General features: G+C 42.7%; 13 protein-coding genes. 3 read left to right on the plus strand and 10 right to left on the minus strand.

Annotation, left to right across the window (positions count from 1 at the left end; translation table 11 throughout):
* Positions 1–100 precede the first annotated feature (100 nt).
* On the plus strand, positions 101–484 hold the full coding sequence (locus B3139_RS08960) for a helix-turn-helix domain-containing protein (RefSeq protein WP_293882051.1): 384 nt from the start codon (positions 101–103) through the stop codon (positions 482–484).
* A gap of 395 nt (positions 485–879) precedes the next feature.
* On the opposite strand, the gene B3139_RS08965 is transcribed toward B3139_RS08960, so the two are convergent.
* The 9 genes from B3139_RS08965 to B3139_RS09005 all read right to left on the minus strand — a co-directional run bounded on the left by B3139_RS08965 (position 880) and on the right by B3139_RS09005 (position 12,008).
* Positions 880–2,586: a bifunctional alpha/beta hydrolase/class I SAM-dependent methyltransferase gene (locus B3139_RS08965; RefSeq protein ID WP_293882053.1), complete on the minus strand. Its 1,707-nt coding sequence runs from the start codon at positions 2,584–2,586 to the stop codon at positions 880–882.
* Positions 2,587–2,692: 106 nt separating this feature from the next.
* Complete coding sequence (locus tag B3139_RS08970) at positions 2,693–4,018, minus strand: phosphatase PAP2 family protein (RefSeq protein WP_293882055.1); 1,326 nt, start codon at positions 4,016–4,018, stop codon at positions 2,693–2,695.
* Positions 4,000–4,755 carry an SDR family NAD(P)-dependent oxidoreductase gene (locus B3139_RS08975; protein WP_293882057.1) on the minus strand — a complete coding sequence of 252 codons (756 nt, stop codon included), beginning with the start codon at positions 4,753–4,755 and terminating at the stop codon, positions 4,000–4,002. The genes B3139_RS08970 and B3139_RS08975 overlap by 19 nt, the downstream gene beginning before the upstream one ends.
* A gap of 82 nt (positions 4,756–4,837) precedes the next feature.
* Entirely contained in the window at positions 4,838–5,869 is a 1,032-nt protein-coding gene (locus B3139_RS08980; RefSeq protein ID WP_293882059.1) for a patatin-like phospholipase family protein, read from the minus strand.
* A gap of 70 nt (positions 5,870–5,939) precedes the next feature.
* On the minus strand, positions 5,940–6,785 hold the full coding sequence (locus tag B3139_RS08985) for a phosphatidate cytidylyltransferase (protein WP_293882061.1): 846 nt from the start codon (positions 6,783–6,785) through the stop codon (positions 5,940–5,942).
* Entirely contained in the window at positions 6,778–7,383 is a 606-nt protein-coding gene (locus B3139_RS08990) for a CDP-alcohol phosphatidyltransferase family protein (protein ID WP_293882063.1), read from the minus strand. The genes B3139_RS08985 and B3139_RS08990 overlap by 8 nt, the downstream gene beginning before the upstream one ends.
* A gap of 164 nt (positions 7,384–7,547) precedes the next feature.
* Positions 7,548–9,032 (minus strand): TPM domain-containing protein, encoded by a 1,485-nt coding sequence (locus B3139_RS08995; protein ID WP_293882065.1) that lies wholly within the window; start codon positions 9,030–9,032, stop codon positions 7,548–7,550.
* Between the two features lie 125 nt (positions 9,033–9,157).
* Entirely contained in the window at positions 9,158–10,480 is a 1,323-nt protein-coding gene (locus B3139_RS09000) for a gluconate:H+ symporter (RefSeq protein WP_293882067.1), read from the minus strand.
* 16 nt (positions 10,481–10,496) lie between these two features.
* A complete protein-coding gene (locus B3139_RS09005) occupies positions 10,497–12,008 on the minus strand; it encodes a gluconokinase (RefSeq protein ID WP_293882069.1) in 1,512 nt (503 codons plus the stop codon).
* A 181-nt stretch (positions 12,009–12,189) separates the two neighbouring features.
* On the opposite strand from B3139_RS09005, the gene gndA reads away from it, so the two are divergent.
* A complete protein-coding gene (gene gndA, locus B3139_RS09010) occupies positions 12,190–13,605 on the plus strand; it encodes an NADP-dependent phosphogluconate dehydrogenase (RefSeq protein WP_293882071.1) in 1,416 nt (471 codons plus the stop codon).
* A 122-nt stretch (positions 13,606–13,727) separates the two neighbouring features.
* Here the strand turns inward: gndA and B3139_RS09015 are convergent, their stop codons facing one another.
* On the minus strand, positions 13,728–15,359 hold the full coding sequence (locus B3139_RS09015; RefSeq protein WP_293882120.1) for an ABC-F family ATP-binding cassette domain-containing protein: 1,632 nt from the start codon (positions 15,357–15,359) through the stop codon (positions 13,728–13,730).
* Between the two features lie 84 nt (positions 15,360–15,443).
* Between B3139_RS09015 and trmD the strand changes: the two genes are divergently transcribed.
* Positions 15,444–16,121 (plus strand): tRNA (guanosine(37)-N1)-methyltransferase TrmD, encoded by a 678-nt coding sequence (gene trmD / locus B3139_RS09020; RefSeq protein WP_293882074.1) that lies wholly within the window; start codon positions 15,444–15,446, stop codon positions 16,119–16,121.
* Positions 16,122–16,205: the final 84 nt, after the last annotated feature.

Genomic DNA, 16,205 nt, shown 5'->3' on the forward strand with positions numbered 1-16,205 from the left:
CTTATCTATGAAGTATACGAAGAAAATGGAGAAACAATACTCGAAATACAGTCTCTTAAAGGCCATTATCTGTAGATAATAAACTCAGCGAAAATACTGGATGGAAGCAAAACTTATTAAAACTGAAGAAGATTATGCACAGGCTTTAGACCGCCTTGAAGTAATATTTGATGCTAAAATAGGTTCAAAAGAAGGAGATGAATTGGAAGTTTTGGGGCTTCTCATCTATAAATATGAGACCGAACATTTTCCTATTAATCTCCCTGATCCTGTTGAGGCCATCAAATTCAGAATGGAGCAACTAAATTTTACACAGAATGATCTTGCTGATGTTCTTGGTCAAAAAAGCCGTGCAAGTGAAATATTAAATCGAAAGCGGAAACTCTCTCTTGAGATCATTAGAAAACTTCACGAAAAACTCAATATCCCTACAGATGTACTTATACAAGTGTACTTATACAAGCATATTAGTAATTACTACTAGGCTATAAGCTTTTCAATCTTTTGAGCTAATTTTTGTTCTCTTCTCCGCTAAAGCTCTCTTCAAGATATTCTATTGTCTTCTCCAGCTCGTTTAACATATTTGGAGTATATAGATATTACAACTACTTTTCGTAGATCTTTCGAGCTGAAAAGTGGAATAAAGTCTTTTTGTCAAACGGATTGGATCTGCATTTCTGAGCAATGGAAGCAGAAAATGGGTTATTTTGCGTAGACAAGGGGGTCAACTTGCGCCAAATCCATAGCTTAAACACTATCTATTTAGCACACCCCCTATGCTGTTCATTTCATACGTACAATCCTATTAACCAAGAACATGAAAATAATTTAACAGCTTACCTGGTTACGATTCTATATACAGATCTTTCGGAAATACGATTATCCGGCTTTCACAGTCCCCGAAGAAACGGTAAATATCCCGTAATCGTCAATAAGCATCCGCTCCTTGTGCACACCATTGTAAGCCATAATCCGATCCAATTCTTTCTGGGACCGTCGGCGCATGACCCAGTCTTTCTTCTGATGACTATTCAGCACATAAGCGATCATTTTCAACTGTGGATGCCATGGCTGTCCGGTATAGACCAGATGGCTGTTTTCCTCACAAATGGAAGTCGCGCCATGTACAGCCCTGCTCGCCATTTCATTGTTACCAAACAATTCGAAAATACCCGAGATCACCACAATATTAGGGACAAAATCCAGTTTTGCGTAAGTCTCCGGATCAAAACAGTCGTAATTGCTGAAACGTATTCCGTGGAGCCCTTTCCTCTTAATGATTTTCTCACCGACTGCAATATTTGACAACATAAACTCATTGATCACGATCTCCACTTCTGGGTATTTTTCTTTGATATCAAACAAATAATTTCCGGTACCGCCAGCAATATCCAGAATTTTCACAGGTCGGCCTGTAGACTTGACCTGCTCAATGTTCTCTTCTAATAGACGTAATAGATGCTGTTTGCGTAAACGTATTCCTTTCCATCCAATCGCCTCCAAGTACCCTTTATCGATGATTTTACCTAGTCCCAACCTACCCTTTGGCTCGTTGCGATAAACGTAATCCAATGAAATTCCTGAATCAAAGCCAAATTGAAGACCTAAGTTCATCCCATGACTCAATGATCCGATCTTGCCTAAAGTCCATTTTTGGAAAGCATAGTTTAGCTTCTCAGCCGCAGGCATCACCTTATGATACAATTTCTCATATTCCTTTACGGAAAATTCGTCGGGCTCAAGCCCCTGTTCAGGCTTTTGCCTTGCATAGGCTTTCGTAATAAAATCTTTTAAATAGGTATAGACTTTCTGTCTGTTGGATTCAAACAGGATACCATGATAAAAATTGCGCAGGGTAATAAATGTCTTCAGCTTGGAAGCAATGGACACGAAGAATTGCTTTTGCACTGAGTTTTTGACCACATAGTCCTTTTCGGCGGATAGTACAATCACGGGAATATCGATTGCAGCCGCATCATCGACAATACGCACACCCGCTTTCAATAGGTCGACCAATAAGGCGCCATTAATGGATTTTGAGATCAGGGGATCAGCATCATAAGCCTGTTGTTGCTCAATATCATGGGTCAGTACTTTCGCCTTAACATAGCTTTGGATAACGAGATCCTTTTTCAGCTTGGTTCCAAGTGCAATCATTTGGCTGGCTAATGGTACATACAGTTTAATCTCAAAGGCAGGGGCCAATAAAGCCATACCTGCGATCGGAGGGGCAAAATCATGTACCCAAGCACTTACAATGACCCCAGCAATACTATTGGCGATGACAAAGACGTCCTCGGTGTCAACTGCATATTCGGTACGCATATAGGAGACAAAATAATCCAGATCGCGCACATTATCCATGAATACTGATGATACGGGCACTTTAGTATGGCCATGGCCCCGCAAATCAAATGCAAAGATGGAATAATCGGCAAACTGCGGATCGGTCGCCATCTCCTGCAGGCGTTCTGAATGTTCATGCCCACGGTGCAATACAACTAAAGCTTTTTGGCCCTCTTGATAATTCCAAACACGATATAGCAGTTCCCCCTGATCGAAACTCTTAAAATAACCTGATTTCATCTTTTTATAATTTATCCCATCTATACAATGGCGTATGTAAGTATGTAATTTCCGTATCTATTCAGCTGTGACTACTAAAAACAAAGATCAAGCCACCATTTTTTGATCAGGATCGGCCAGCGACTATAATTTTCATCAACTGGATCGCATGACTTCGCAGTACCATATGCCTATTGATCGACTTCACGTGATCTATAGCATTATTTAAGTCTAAAGATAAAAATTCCCGCGTCATAAGAATAGCAAAAATCATACTTCTACTATATCCCATGGTACAATGAATGACCATATTTTCATGCGCATTCAAGTTCCGGTAAGCAGATAGCATTGCGTCTATGATCACATGGACATCTTCCACATCGACCTCCGCAACATCCAGTAAAGGAAAAGAATAATATTTTCCCATGGCACCTAAGAGTTTTACCTCCTGCAGTTCAGCTGCGAGGTCAAAAACAACCAGATCGCGACCTAGTCCCAAGTATACAAGCTCCGAATCACTCAATCTTGGTCCCACGTAACAGCGCGGAAGTAACTCCATCAGCGGCGGATTATTTCTCTTTCTAAAAAAACGCCACATCAACCAGTAAGCAAATTGGTAAGGAGCATAAAATACTTTCTTTATCAGCGGTATTCGACCCTGATGACCCTTTAAAAACCCCGTATTATTGCGCAGGTAACTGTAACCTACCGCAAAGCAGACAAAAGCTATCCAAGCAAAAACAATCAAGGGCAACACATATGCCTCGCAGAGGAGTGCTAGCAGCGTGAATATCCACCCGACGAGGTAATAACTATTCGCTATAGACACCCTTTGTGCCGATTGTTCAATGGCATTCGGGAAGAGGATAAAACTGAACTGAACCAGTATACAAGCTGTCAATAGGTCGATCACGTGGTGCTGATATACAGTCAATGTCCCTAAGCCCATCATCAGTATCCAGATGCCCAAGATTATTTTCTTCCATCCGTTGAACCTCCGGCGCAGCACCGACCAAAAAAGACAGGCATAAGCGACATGAAGGGAGGGTGCCTGATTGAAAGGCGAATCATGTTCCGTTAAGAAGGAAAAGAAAATTGCAAATAAAGGATTTTCGACCTGCGACCGGTCAAAAGAAAACCGCAGCGGAACGAGAAGAAAACATAGAGCTGCAATCAAGGTGACAAACGTAAATCGCTTTGCATAGCACAGAAGTTCCTTCTTTTCCCCACAGTAAAAGGGCACAATGCAAAAAAAAAGTCCACTGCTCATATAAGGCAAAATCATCCATGGAATGAACGGAATATGCTGTTCAAAGTCGAATACAAAAGAAGGGACCGCAGCTAAACCAGACGCGTAGGCTGCTGTAAAGGGATAGGTAAATTGAAAAAGCAACAGGCAATAGATGGCAACAAAGAGCTGCCCTCCTACTTTATTTAATCGTTTTTCATCCATTTGGCTTTCCTAAACATGATTTTACTTAATAATACATGGGGGATAAGGCCTAAAAATCCCATCAGCCATTTCATACGCTTCGGAAAAATCACGATTTCTTTCTTTTGCTGTATCGCTTTTAAGATGCGCTGCGTGGCATCATCTACATCGATCAAAAAGGGCTTTTTGGAGAGATCCTGCTGGTTAAGCTGACGGAGCTTGGCTGTATCCACATACCCTGGTGCGATGACTGTCACTGCAATCCCAAGCGGAAGCAATGCCCTCCGATAAGCATCAGCCACTTGGATTGCGGCTCGTTTTGTTTTGCTGTACAAACTGGAATTCGGAAAATCTAAAGTTCCCGAGACGGATGCTATTGTTGCAATTTGCCCCTTTGATTGTCCACGCATGACTTCGCGGGCGACTTCAAAACAGTTTAAGGTACCCAACATATTGACTCGGAGCATAGCACTTGCCTCCTCATAACTGATGCACTGTGCTACATCATCGGCATAGCTTCCTGTACAATTGATAAAAAGATCCAATGTTTCATGATGACAGAAAGAATCAACAGCAGCAGCCAAAGCATCCCGATCACATACATCTGCTTTAAACTTGACGAGCGCATCGTATGCTGGCTGATTAGTCAGCCTTGAAAGGTCCCGGCCACATACGGCAACTTCCGCCGCCTGTTGGAGGTAGCTTTTTGCTAATGCTAGACCTATTCCACTTGTTCCACCTGCGATAAATACCTTCATATTAAAAGAATGATCAAATCATATACTATTTCCACCTCTTCAGAACCTCCCCCGAATTCCACTTATTCCAATCCGTCGTTCCTTAGCCCATCCCCAGTTCCATCGTCTTGCTATATCCATAATTCCACTGTGTTTCCATAGCAGCCGCAAATTCATCCAGACTGGTCGGCAGGGACAATGTTATTTCAAATTTACGCCAATCTATACCTTTTCTGCAATAGCTTCCTACCAGCTGTTCCGCAGCATCCCTTGTATCAATCCATCGGATTTCCCGAAATTGCTGATTAATATCCCTCAGACGTTGATTCCCACTGAAGCCTAATACAGCTCTGACCAATCCTTCTTCCTGCAATTTGTATAGCTGCTTCCGTTCACCGATCACTTCTGTCGCCAAAGACTGCGCGAGCTCCACAGGCACCAGATCAATGGCTCCGCCGGCATAATACTCCCCATTCCGCTCTATTGGCTCAATATAAAACATATCGGACATCGAAATACGAACAGCCTCCAACAATGTTACCGTTCTATTGATCACTGTCGTTGGAGCAACAGCACTTTGTGCATAGTTTACACCTTGGAGTTGAATACCATCCAGATTTACGTTCGACAGGGCAGTTGCATTCCCCATCAGGACTTTCTGATAGAGCTTACGTTCGCCACGTCTCTCCCCAACTTCCGAACGGTCAAAAAGCATTCTCGAACCAATAATAATTGAGGGTATTTCCTGGGAAAATGGGCGGTTCAAAGTCGGTAATAAGGGGGAAAGATCATGTTCCATCTTGACCAGGTAGCGATCAAAGACATCTTCCAGATAAGGAGCCGATCGTTTATCCCATTGCTTTTTCAATACATATAAACCAAGTTTGCCCAGATGGCGCTGCTCCGTAAGCTGATGTCCACAGAAGAAGCGGTAAAACTCTTCGGACTGGAGATAGGATTTCCGTTCTGCATCCCTTTCAAAAGCCTGAATAATCGCAGCAGCCAATGATCCACCGCAGGTAGCTATCAGTAAATCCGGTTTTAACCCCAGTTCGCCCAACGCCGCATACATTCCTAGGTACAAGCCAAAACGAGTACCACCACCTGAAAATAAAACTGCCCGTTGATAATGCATTTCGCGATATATTAGATGTGCGTGTATCCTTTTACAAGGTCAAGACCTAATCCCAATTTTTTAGTCACCATTACAAATTCGTCATTTCTATCAAACAAATCAAACCATAGAAAACAGGCGTATTAAAAAGTAGGCTATCTATCCGATCCAACAATCCACCATGTCCGGGGATTAATGTTCCCGTATCCTTGACTCCCGTCCTACGTTTCAAAAAGGAAAAAAGCACATCACCGAAAAAGCCTAAAACACCAAAGAGTAGACCTAACAAAGAAAAGCAGATAAAATCTCCGAAGGGTAATAACAAATAGCCCAAGATATTACTCAGAATTATCGTCACTCCGATACCGCCGATACATCCGACAACAGTTTTATTTGGGCTGATGCGCGGAACGATCTTTCGCTTACCAAAGAATTTGCCCATGAGGTATTGGAATACATCATTCAGTTCCGTTAAAACGATGATATAGGCCAAAAGCTGCAATCCCATCCACTCATTCTGATGAATTTCTACTGCCCGGATAAAAGCCAGCTGGCTGAATGCAAGTAGGCAAGCAGCCGCTCCAAAGGTCATTCCGATAACAACATCCATCGTTGCTTTCTGCCCCAACCTGAAAAACAGCCCAATCCCTATGCACAATAGTGTCGCCCATAATAGGTAGCCGCTGTATGAACAGTACAGTAAAAGGATCAGCTGCAATAGGCCTGTTGCAACAGCAAAGACCAATACAAGATTAAAATTTGGCACAAACATCTTCATAAATTCGCGCATGCCCTGAAACGTCAGCCAGGAAACAAACAGTAAAGATGTCGTTTGGGAAACGAAAGCAATCGCCAGTACAAGCACAATATAGCCCCAGCTTCTTACCCGGATAGGTACGTCAGCAAACTTGTCCTTCGGATTGGATAACTCACTCATGGACCACCAATGCCTTTCTCAATCGCGTTATCGAACTCAAGACCAACAATAAACATAGCACAGCAAAAATATAGACCGAAATAGTCGTTATTGAGATCTGCAACAAGTTCAAAATACCATATAACCCCAACAGCAGTGCACGGTCACTTTTCCCCATGGGCCCGTCATAACGACGGTCATTGGTAACCACTTTTCCAATTAGACCACAGAATTCATTGATCACGCTCAGCATAATAAAGCATACAACCAGGTATAAACTCTCGGGATGAAATTTCAGCAAGGGGAAAAAGATCAGGACATCGGAGACAATATCGCCCACCTCGTTCAGAACTTCACCTGTTTTACTCGTCTGATTGAAAAGACGGGCCATCATACCGTCCAATGCATTCAACGCCATTCGAAACAATAATCCGACTGGCAATGCCAAAAAGAAAACCGGGAAACGATCGGCATACCAAAACAGCAGCGCTATAAGAATAGACAGTGCGATCGACCCGATCGTAATTTGATTTGCGGTCACCTTTTTTCGATGCAAAAAGTTCAAAATGGGCATCAACAACTGCTGAAATTTTGGTTTTAATTTATAAATAGAAATCATATTGTACGAGCTATAGCTCTCTTTTTTATTTTTTTTTTAAAAAAATTTGCATAGTGTAATAAATACACTATATTTGTGTCATCATAATTTAGGTTTATAATTGGTTATTTAAGGTTTTCATTCTCCCCGTTTGAAAACCTTTTTTTTTGTCCTTAAATTATGGATTACCATCGTCCGCCGGCACCTCCGCCGCCAGAAGATCCACCGCCAAAGCTACCGCCACCACCGCTACTACTAGATCCACCGCCAGAACTGCTTGATGTAGACCGCACCTTCACAGGAATTGAATGCTCCCCATGAGATACACGATGTCCACAATTCTTACAGAGGTCAAAACGTTCTTCTAGCCCTTGTGAACTATAGGTTGCGGCTCGGATCGTTTTAGTACGCCCTGTTTCAAAGGTTCTATAATGGCATGCAGGACAATCGACAAAGCCAGCATTTTCATCCCATGGAACCAGCTTGATTTCATTGCTTGTCTGGTTTATCCAGATCTCGTAAGATCGACTGCCAATTTTCTCTTCCAAAAGCCGGCCAGCATCCAGATATGCGCTTTCTCGCGTAGATACATCATCCTTATTCATCCGTAACCAACGTCCTGAATTATCAGGCGGGGCCAGCCGCAGTTCATTTTTCCGAATCCGTTTATTCAATCCAATAAGATCAAATAAGGCCAATGGACTAAGCAATAGTGGTACAAGTCCCCACACACGAAATTTACGTAAGGCCCGCTGAATATTCTCCTCATCGCGATAGGAGTTAACAATCTGTGTGCGGCTAGCATTATATTTCATCGCCAAAGTGATGCTGCCAAATACAAATATAAAATAGGGTAAATTTTTCCACTGATAAACCACCTCAAAATTGTTTAAGGCAAAGGCACAGATAAACACACTGATAAACATTAGTATCCCCATACAGCCACATCCGCTTACCAAAGGTGGAAAATACTTACTCTTTTTCGTCAGCTGCCCCTTTATTGCTCTAGTCACCTCACCCAGCCAGATATAACATATTGCAAACAAGCCCAAGACCAAAAGAGCGTTGCGCAGGATAGGACTTTTAAAGCTCCAAACAGGTATCGCTTCCGGCATTAAGCGCTCCAGTTCAGCCTTGCTGTCTGCGGAAGTCAGTATTGTTTTTATAAAACCCGAAGCTTCTAAAACACCGCGGTCATAATCTTCATTTCGGAAGTTGGGTACGAGATACTTCTCTCCTATACGTTTAAGATAAGCATCTGGCAAGATACTCTCCATACCATATCCAGTAATAAAGCGGTATTCATGCCTCTCTTTTGCAATAAACAATAAAAGCCCATTGTTGCTTTCTTTCTTACCGATACCCCATGTATTGAATAATTTTAAAGCAAATTCAAAATCACTGTCACCCATATAATTGTTAACAACAACGATGGCAAATTCACTTTTTGTAGCGGCCTCAATCTGTGACGACAAACCATCTAACTCAGACACAGCACCCGAAGATAGAATCCCATCGGGATTGGACACAAAATAATCCTGCCCCTTTATTTTTGGATTGGGCAAATTATCTACTGTATAAGCAGTAGATTGTCCAAAAGATGTTAGTCCAGTTAGGAAAGTTCCCAACCACAACAAAAAAAAGATATAAAATCGATGTAACTTCAGCATAATTTTAGAACAGCAAAATTCGGTTCATTTTCACGATATTAAGAAAAAAAAATTTATGTTGTTTATTTAAAGGGCGATGCCTAGAAAAAGGGTGAAAGTATCCGTATGAAACTATTTCATCGCTGTCAATGACCAAGCCAGTGTAAAATCAAGACACCGATCAATCCAACAACAGAGACGAGCGTTTCCATCACAGTCCATGAGCGAAACGTATCCTTCATGCTCACTCCAAAATAAGATTTAAACATCCAAAATCCCGGATCGTTGACGTGCGAGAACATGAGACTACCCGCTCCCGTCGCTAGCACCATTAATTCGGGAGTAACATCGCCTGCCTGCACAATGGGAAGCATAATGCCCGCCGCCGTTAGCCCAGCAACACTAGCCGAACCAATCACTAGACGGATGATACCAGCTATCAACCATGCAAGCACAAGAGGTGACAAGCTCAGGTCTGCGGTTAGGTCAGCGATGTAGTTCGCTACACCACTATCTACCAAAATTTGCTTGAAGGCGCCTGATGCTGCAATGATAAAAAGGATCATCATGATCCCGCGGATTGCTTCTTCCACACTTGCGGACTGGTCCCGCAAACTTTTGCCTTGACGAATACCCATGGTGTACATCGCCATTAGCGATGCGATCATTAAAGCCACCACTGGGTCACCCAAGAAACGTAGTGCCGTCAACCAAGAAGAACCTGCTGGAAATATGAGATGTGAAAATGAACCAAAAGCAATTAAAACTATTGGAAAAAGACCCGTAAATATGCTAATTGCAAATCCGGGGAGCTCTTTTCTATCTGCGTTATTCTGTTCAGGAAAAAACTCGGTCGGTGGGTTGGTCGGAATGTGCTTAAGCATCCTGCCAAAGAGTGGTCCTCCGATAATTATGGCAGGAATGGCCACAACAATGCCATAGGCCATCGTCAACCCGATATCCGCATTGTAAGTAACCGCTATGGCTGTAGCTCCCGGATGTGGCGGCAAATACCCGTGCGTCACGGAAAGCGCTGCGAGCAGCGGAATAGCGACATAAAGTAAAGGCATTTTATTGGAAGCACATACCATGAAAACAAACGGAACCAAAACGATAAAACCGACATTGTAAAATAAGGGAATCCCTACTAAAAAGCCCGTGAGAACCATTGCCCACGGTAAGTTCTTTCTCCCAAACACAGCCGTTAATACCGTTGTAATCTTCTCTGCAGCACCACCCTCCGCCATCAATTTCCCGAGTAAAGACCCGAAAGCCAACAAAAGTGCCAACTGGCCCATGGTACTGCTCACTCCGGTTTCAACAGATTTAAGGATATCGACAGCACTCATATTCATAGCAAAACCGACCGCAACAGAAGTTATCAGTAATGAAAAGATCGTGTTTAATCTGACGACAGTAACTAAGAGAAGTAATAAAGCTACTCCCAAAATAACGATGATTAGCGGCATAATAATTTATATCTAGTTAAAACTCACCTTCCAATATATGGTACAGGCGTTCAAATTTCTGGAAGTTTTTCATATATACGGCGTGATTCTCCTCACTCGGTCTATAATAGTGTTCGGGATCTAGCTTTCCTTGCGCTTGTTTGCTTTTTATAGTGGGCTCACCTCCCTGTATACCCAATGCTTCCAAGCCGATCAATGCTGCTCCCCATGCAGAGCTTTCTACTGTATTTTTGGTGAATACAGGTTTATTGAAAATGTCTGCAAGCATCTGCACCAACAATGATGAACGCGCCAGGCCGCCACTTGCGAAGAGCGTATGAATTGGCCCGGTGTTCTCCTCTAATGCGATTCCTACACTGTAAATTGCAAACAACATCCCTTCCATCATGGCACGTGCGAAGTGTGCCCTGCCGTGATGCAACTGTATTCCAAAATAAACGCCCTTTGCATTGGAATTCCAATGTGGTGCCCGTTCACCAGTGAGATAGGGCAAGAATATCAAGCCCTCTGCCCCGGGAACGACGGAGTCGATCAAAACATCTAACGACGCGGAAGGATCTCCATCTGCTTCCATTTGAATAAATTCGCGTAAAAAGTTGTCTCGAAACCAGTTGCGTAATACACCGCCATTGTTGACCGCGCCACCAATTATATATTCATTTGGTCTCAGTAGGTATGTAAATAGCCTTTGCTTTTTTTCTTGATTTGCCTGCGAACTCGCTACGCGAATAGCTCCACTCGTACCGATAGTTACCGAAGCCACTCCAGGACGTATAGCTCCTACACCGAGATTAGCCAAACAACCATCGCTACCACCTATCACAAAAGGGGTATTTTCAGGGATGTGCATCAAGGCCGCAATTTCTCGGTTAGGCATATTTAAAACATGATCGACCGGAACTGGAGATGCTAATTGCTCTTCAGATATGCCGGCCAACCTTAACGCCTGATCAGACCATGTTAATTGATGTATGTCGAAAAGCCCTGTTGCAGACGCAATGGAATGATCGACCACATAAACGCCAAAGAGCCGGTAAAAAAGAAATTCTTTGATACCGATAAACTTGTGCGACTGAGCAAATAATTTTTGATCGTTGGACTTCATCCACATTAATTTGCAAAGCAAAGACATGGGATGTATTGGCGTTCCTGTCCGCTGATAAAGCAGTCGGCCCAGCTCACTCGTCTCTAAGGCAACCGCGATATCCTCGCTTCTGCGATCTGCCCATATCATGCAATTGCTAAGTGGATTCCCTGTCGCGTCAACAGCGATCAGCCCGTGCATAGCACTACTCACCGCAATGCACACAGGTTTCGGTATCTCAGCAATAGATCGCTTTAGGCTAATCATGACATACCTAATAGAATCAATACATGCGTCATAAACAATCTCTGGATCTTGCTCATACCAGCCTTCCGACGGATTTAATATGGGATAAGATATACTATGCTGTGACAAGATGTTCCCCGCGTAGTCAAATGCAACAGCTTTCGCAGATGATGTACCAATGTCTAATCCAATAATCATAAATAAAATTGATGTTTAGGAGAGTTCAATATACGAATTATCTGTGGGTTTACAACAAAAGCTTCATTACCAGCGGAGTAATTGAAGGGAGAAAAACGCCTTATAACGATCTGCTGATAATTTGTCTTTCATAGTATCAACAAAAATGGTAAATTTCAACTTAGAAAAACGATATTAAACGATGAGCATAGATAAAAAGAATAACTGCGATTTTGGAATAGTTGGACTCGGCGTAATGGGACGTAATTTATTGCTCAACATCGCCGACAACGGTTTCGCGGTAGCAGGCTTAGACCTCGATCCACACAAAGCTGAGTCATTGGAAGCTGAAGCAAGTGAAGGACATCGCATCAAAGTGACAACCCAAGTAGAAGAGTTTATAGGAGTTTTGCAAAAGCCCAGAGCAATTATGCTGTTGGTGCCGGCCGGAAAGCCGGTTGATATGGCGATTGCCAGTCTTGTTCCGCTTTTAGATAAAGGAGATATAATCATCGACGGCGGAAACACATACTTCGCGGATACAGACAGAAGATTTAATGAACTTTCCGTTAAGGGTATACATTTCTTCGGAATGGGCATATCTGGAGGAGAAAGTGGCGCTCGTCGTGGCCCAAGCTTGATGCCCGGAGGCGACAGAAAGGCCTACGAAAGACTAAGGCCAATATTCGAGGCGGTTTCGGCCAAGGTAGCCGACGAACCCTGTGTGGAATTTTTAGGCAACGGGTCGGCCGGAAATTATGTAAAGATGGTACATAACGGTATCGAATATGGTATCATGCAGTTAATTGCAGAGACCTATGACCTGATGAAAAAATTATATGGTTTTGATACCCAAACCATACAGCAGACCTTCGAAGAATGGAACAAGGGCGATTTAAACGCATTCTTGCTTGAGATTACCGCTCAGATTCTGAAGAAAAAAGAGGGCGACCAGTATTTGGTGGACCTGATTTCAGATTGGGCAAGATCAAAGGGAACGGGTAAATGGACTTCGCAAAATGCGATGGATCTACAGGTGCCAGTGCCGGTGATTGATGCAGCGGTCAATATGCGCGATATGTCCAAATACAAACCCGAACGTGTGGAGGCGGCAAAACTACTTAAATGGGATGGACAGCCTATTGATCTGCCCGCCGAAACGCTTATTGCTCGCTTAAAAGATGCATTGTACTTTGTGATCATCACGACCTATGCGCAAGGTTTGGCACAGCTCACTGTCGCATCAGAGAACTATAGTTATGAGCTAGATTTACAGGTGGTAACCAAAATTTGGCGAGGCGGCTGTATCATTCGCGCGTCTTTGCTCGAAGATTTTAGAAAAGCCTATGCGACTAATCCGGGCTTACGCAATATCCTACTTGATAGCACCATTGCACAGAAGCTACTGAGCACGCAGGCCAGCGTTCGCGAGGTAGTCAAAGATGCTATCGCAAACGGGATACCCGTATCCGGATACGTAAACGCACTCGCTTATTTTGATGCCTACCGATCGGAGAAATTACCGACAAATCTGATACAAGCACAACGAGACTATTTTGGCGCACATACCTATGAACGGATTGATCAAGAAGGCATCTTTCATACACTTTGGGATTAAACGAAAAAAGCTTGAAGATTCAATTGAATCTTCCTTTGAAATGCAAAAAAGCGGCTCTTTTATATAAAAGCCGCTTTTTACAACTGAATCCCTATCGGTTTTATATGCCCTTTATCTAGAGGCTAACGTTCGATATCCTTTAAGCTGCTCATTTTCTTGTATTCCAAGAAACCTTTGATATCCTCGAAATGCTCACGTACACGCTTGTTTCCAAATTCAAAAACTTTCTCGGCTAAGCCATCCAAAAAGTCACGGTCGTGCGAAACAAGGATCAACGTACCATCAAAATCTTTTAAAGCATCTTTAATAATGTCCTTGGTCTTCATGTCTAAATGGTTGGTCGGCTCATCGAGGATAAGTACATTCACCGGTTCCAACAATAATTTTATCATGGCTAAACGCGTTCTTTCTCCTCCAGATAACACTTTCACCTTTTTGGTCGTATCATCGCCACTAAACATAAAAGCGCCCAAAAGATCTTTCATCTTAACACGTACTTCACCTACTGCGATTTGATCAATGGTATCAAAAACGGTCATTTCACCATCCAGCAATGCCGCCTGATTTTGTGCAAAGTAACCAATTTTCGCGTTGTGCCCAACCTTTAACGTCCCTTCGAAATCGATTTCACCCATAATTGCTTTGATCATCGTCGATTTACCCTCACCGTTTTTCCCTACAAAAGCCACCTTTTCTCCACGTTCGATAACCATATTTGCTTTCTGAAAGACGACATGATCGCCATAAGCTTTCGTCAGATCTTCCACAATAACCGGATATTGGCCCGAACGTGGAGATGGCGGAAATTTAAGGCGCAGCGCTGAAGTATCCACTTCATCAATCTCAATAACTTCCAATTTTTCCAGCATTTTTACACGCGACTGTACTTGCAAAGTCTTTGAATATGTACCCCTAAAACGGTCTATGAACTCTTGGTTGTCTGCAATAAAACGTTGCTGCTCTTCATACGCTTTTAACTGATGCTGACGACGCTCCTGACGTAATTCCAGATAATGACTGTACTTGGCGCGATAGTCATAAATCCGTCCCATCGTCACCTCGATGGTCCGATTCGTAATATTGTCGACAAAAGCCCGGTCGTGCGAGATCACAATAACTGCTTTCGCCGAATTGACCAAGAAGTCCTCAAGCCATTGAATACTCTCAATATCCATGTGATTGGTAGGCTCATCCAATAAAATCAAATCTGGCTTTTTTAGTAATATCTTAGCCAACTCGATGCGCATACGCCAGCCCCCGGAAAATTCAGAAGTCTGTCTAGTAAAATCCGTACGCTCAAAACCAAGACCCTTCAAGACCTTTTCAACCTCCGCATCATAATTAACTTCCTCAATCGAATAGAACTTCTCACTTAATTCAGATACCCGTTCGATCAATTGCATATAATCATCAGATTCATAATCCGTACGAATATTCAACTGCTCATTCAAGCCTTCCAGCTCATCACGCATTCCGTAGACTTCTTCGAAAGCCTTAGATGTCTCTTCAAAAACAGTCACATTATCCTGTGTCAGCAAATGCTGCGGTAAATAGGCTATAATCGCATCCTTTGGCCCCGAAACATGACCTGTCGTAGGCTTTCCTGCCCCCGCTATAATTTTCAACAAGGTAGATTTACCAGCACCATTTTTGCCCATCAATGCGATCTTGTCATTCTCATTAATCGAGAAAGACACATCTGAAAAAAGAGTCGTTCCCCCAAAGGAAACGGAAATATTATTTACGTCAATCACTGTATGTTCACTTAATTTTGGCACAAAGATAAGCGAATCAATCTTATAAATAGACAATGGTGCATTTTTGTGTATCTTTGCGCCATGCGTTTTGATATTATTACGGTCTTACCAGACCTACTTGAAAGTCCATTTGCACACTCAATTTTGCAACGAGCGAAGAATAAAGGTTTGGCTGAAATACATGTTCACAACTTAAGAGACTATTCAACCAATAAACACAAAAGTGTCGATGATTATCCCTACGGCGGCGGATCCGGTATGGTTCTTCAAATCGAGCCTTTTGCAAAGTGTATTGAGCAACTGCAATCCGAACGTGTATACGATGAGATCATCTATATGACTCCAGACGGTGAAACATTCAATCAGGATATTGCGAACGGACTATCTACAAAAGGAAATATGATGATCCTCTGTGGACATTATAAGGGAATTGACCAACGTATTCGTGATATCTACGTAACAAAAGAAATTTCGGTCGGCGATTACGTGCTATCTGGAGGAGAACTTCCGGCCGCAATTGTTACAGACGCTATTATCAGATTAATCCCTGGAGTATTATCAGACGAAACTTCCGCTCTTTCCGATTCATTTCAGGATGGATTGCTCGACGCACCTATCTATACACGCCCTGCAGAGTGGAAAGGCCATAAAGTACCCGATATTCTACTCAGCGGTCACGAAGCAAAAATCGCCGCATGGAAAGATGAACAACAGTTGAGAAGGACACAAGAAAGACGCCCTGATTTATTAAATGATTAAGAAATAAGGGGAATTTTTGTTTTTTTGTCACAAAAAGTTTGCTTATTTATTTTTTTTTATAAATTTGTGTAATAATGACACGAA

The organism is Sphingobacterium sp. UBA1498 (assembly GCF_002325125.1).
Lineage (GTDB): Bacteria > Bacteroidota > Bacteroidia > Sphingobacteriales > Sphingobacteriaceae > Sphingobacterium.

Bases quoted from the DNA above. Each gene is read 5' to 3' on its own strand.
- B3139_RS08975 (WP_293882057.1), bottom strand. From the start codon at position 4,755: ATGAAGGTATTTATCGCAGGTGGAACAAGTGGAATAGGTCTAGCATTA.
- B3139_RS08985 (WP_293882061.1), bottom strand. From the start codon at position 6,785: ATGAGTGAGTTATCCAATCCGAAGGACAAGTTTGCTGACGTACCTATC.
- B3139_RS08980 (WP_293882059.1), bottom strand. From the start codon at position 5,869: ATGCATTATCAACGGGCAGTTTTATTTTCAGGTGGTGGTACTCGTTTT.
- B3139_RS08960 (WP_293882051.1), top strand. From the start codon at position 101: ATGGAAGCAAAACTTATTAAAACTGAAGAAGATTATGCACAGGCTTTA.
- B3139_RS08995 (WP_293882065.1), bottom strand. From the start codon at position 9,032: ATGCTGAAGTTACATCGATTTTATATCTTTTTTTTGTTGTGGTTGGGA.
- B3139_RS09005 (WP_293882069.1), bottom strand. From the start codon at position 12,008: ATGATTATTGGATTAGACATTGGTACATCATCTGCGAAAGCTGTTGCA.
- gndA (WP_293882071.1), top strand. From the start codon at position 12,190: ATGAGCATAGATAAAAAGAATAACTGCGATTTTGGAATAGTTGGACTC.
- B3139_RS08965 (WP_293882053.1), bottom strand. From the start codon at position 2,586: ATGAAATCAGGTTATTTTAAGAGTTTCGATCAGGGGGAACTGCTATAT.
- B3139_RS09000 (WP_293882067.1), bottom strand. From the start codon at position 10,480: ATGCCGCTAATCATCGTTATTTTGGGAGTAGCTTTATTACTTCTCTTA.
- trmD (WP_293882074.1), top strand. From the start codon at position 15,444: ATGCGTTTTGATATTATTACGGTCTTACCAGACCTACTTGAAAGTCCA.
- B3139_RS08990 (WP_293882063.1), bottom strand. From the start codon at position 7,383: ATGATTTCTATTTATAAATTAAAACCAAAATTTCAGCAGTTGTTGATG.
- B3139_RS08970 (WP_293882055.1), bottom strand. From the start codon at position 4,018: ATGGATGAAAAACGATTAAATAAAGTAGGAGGGCAGCTCTTTGTTGCC.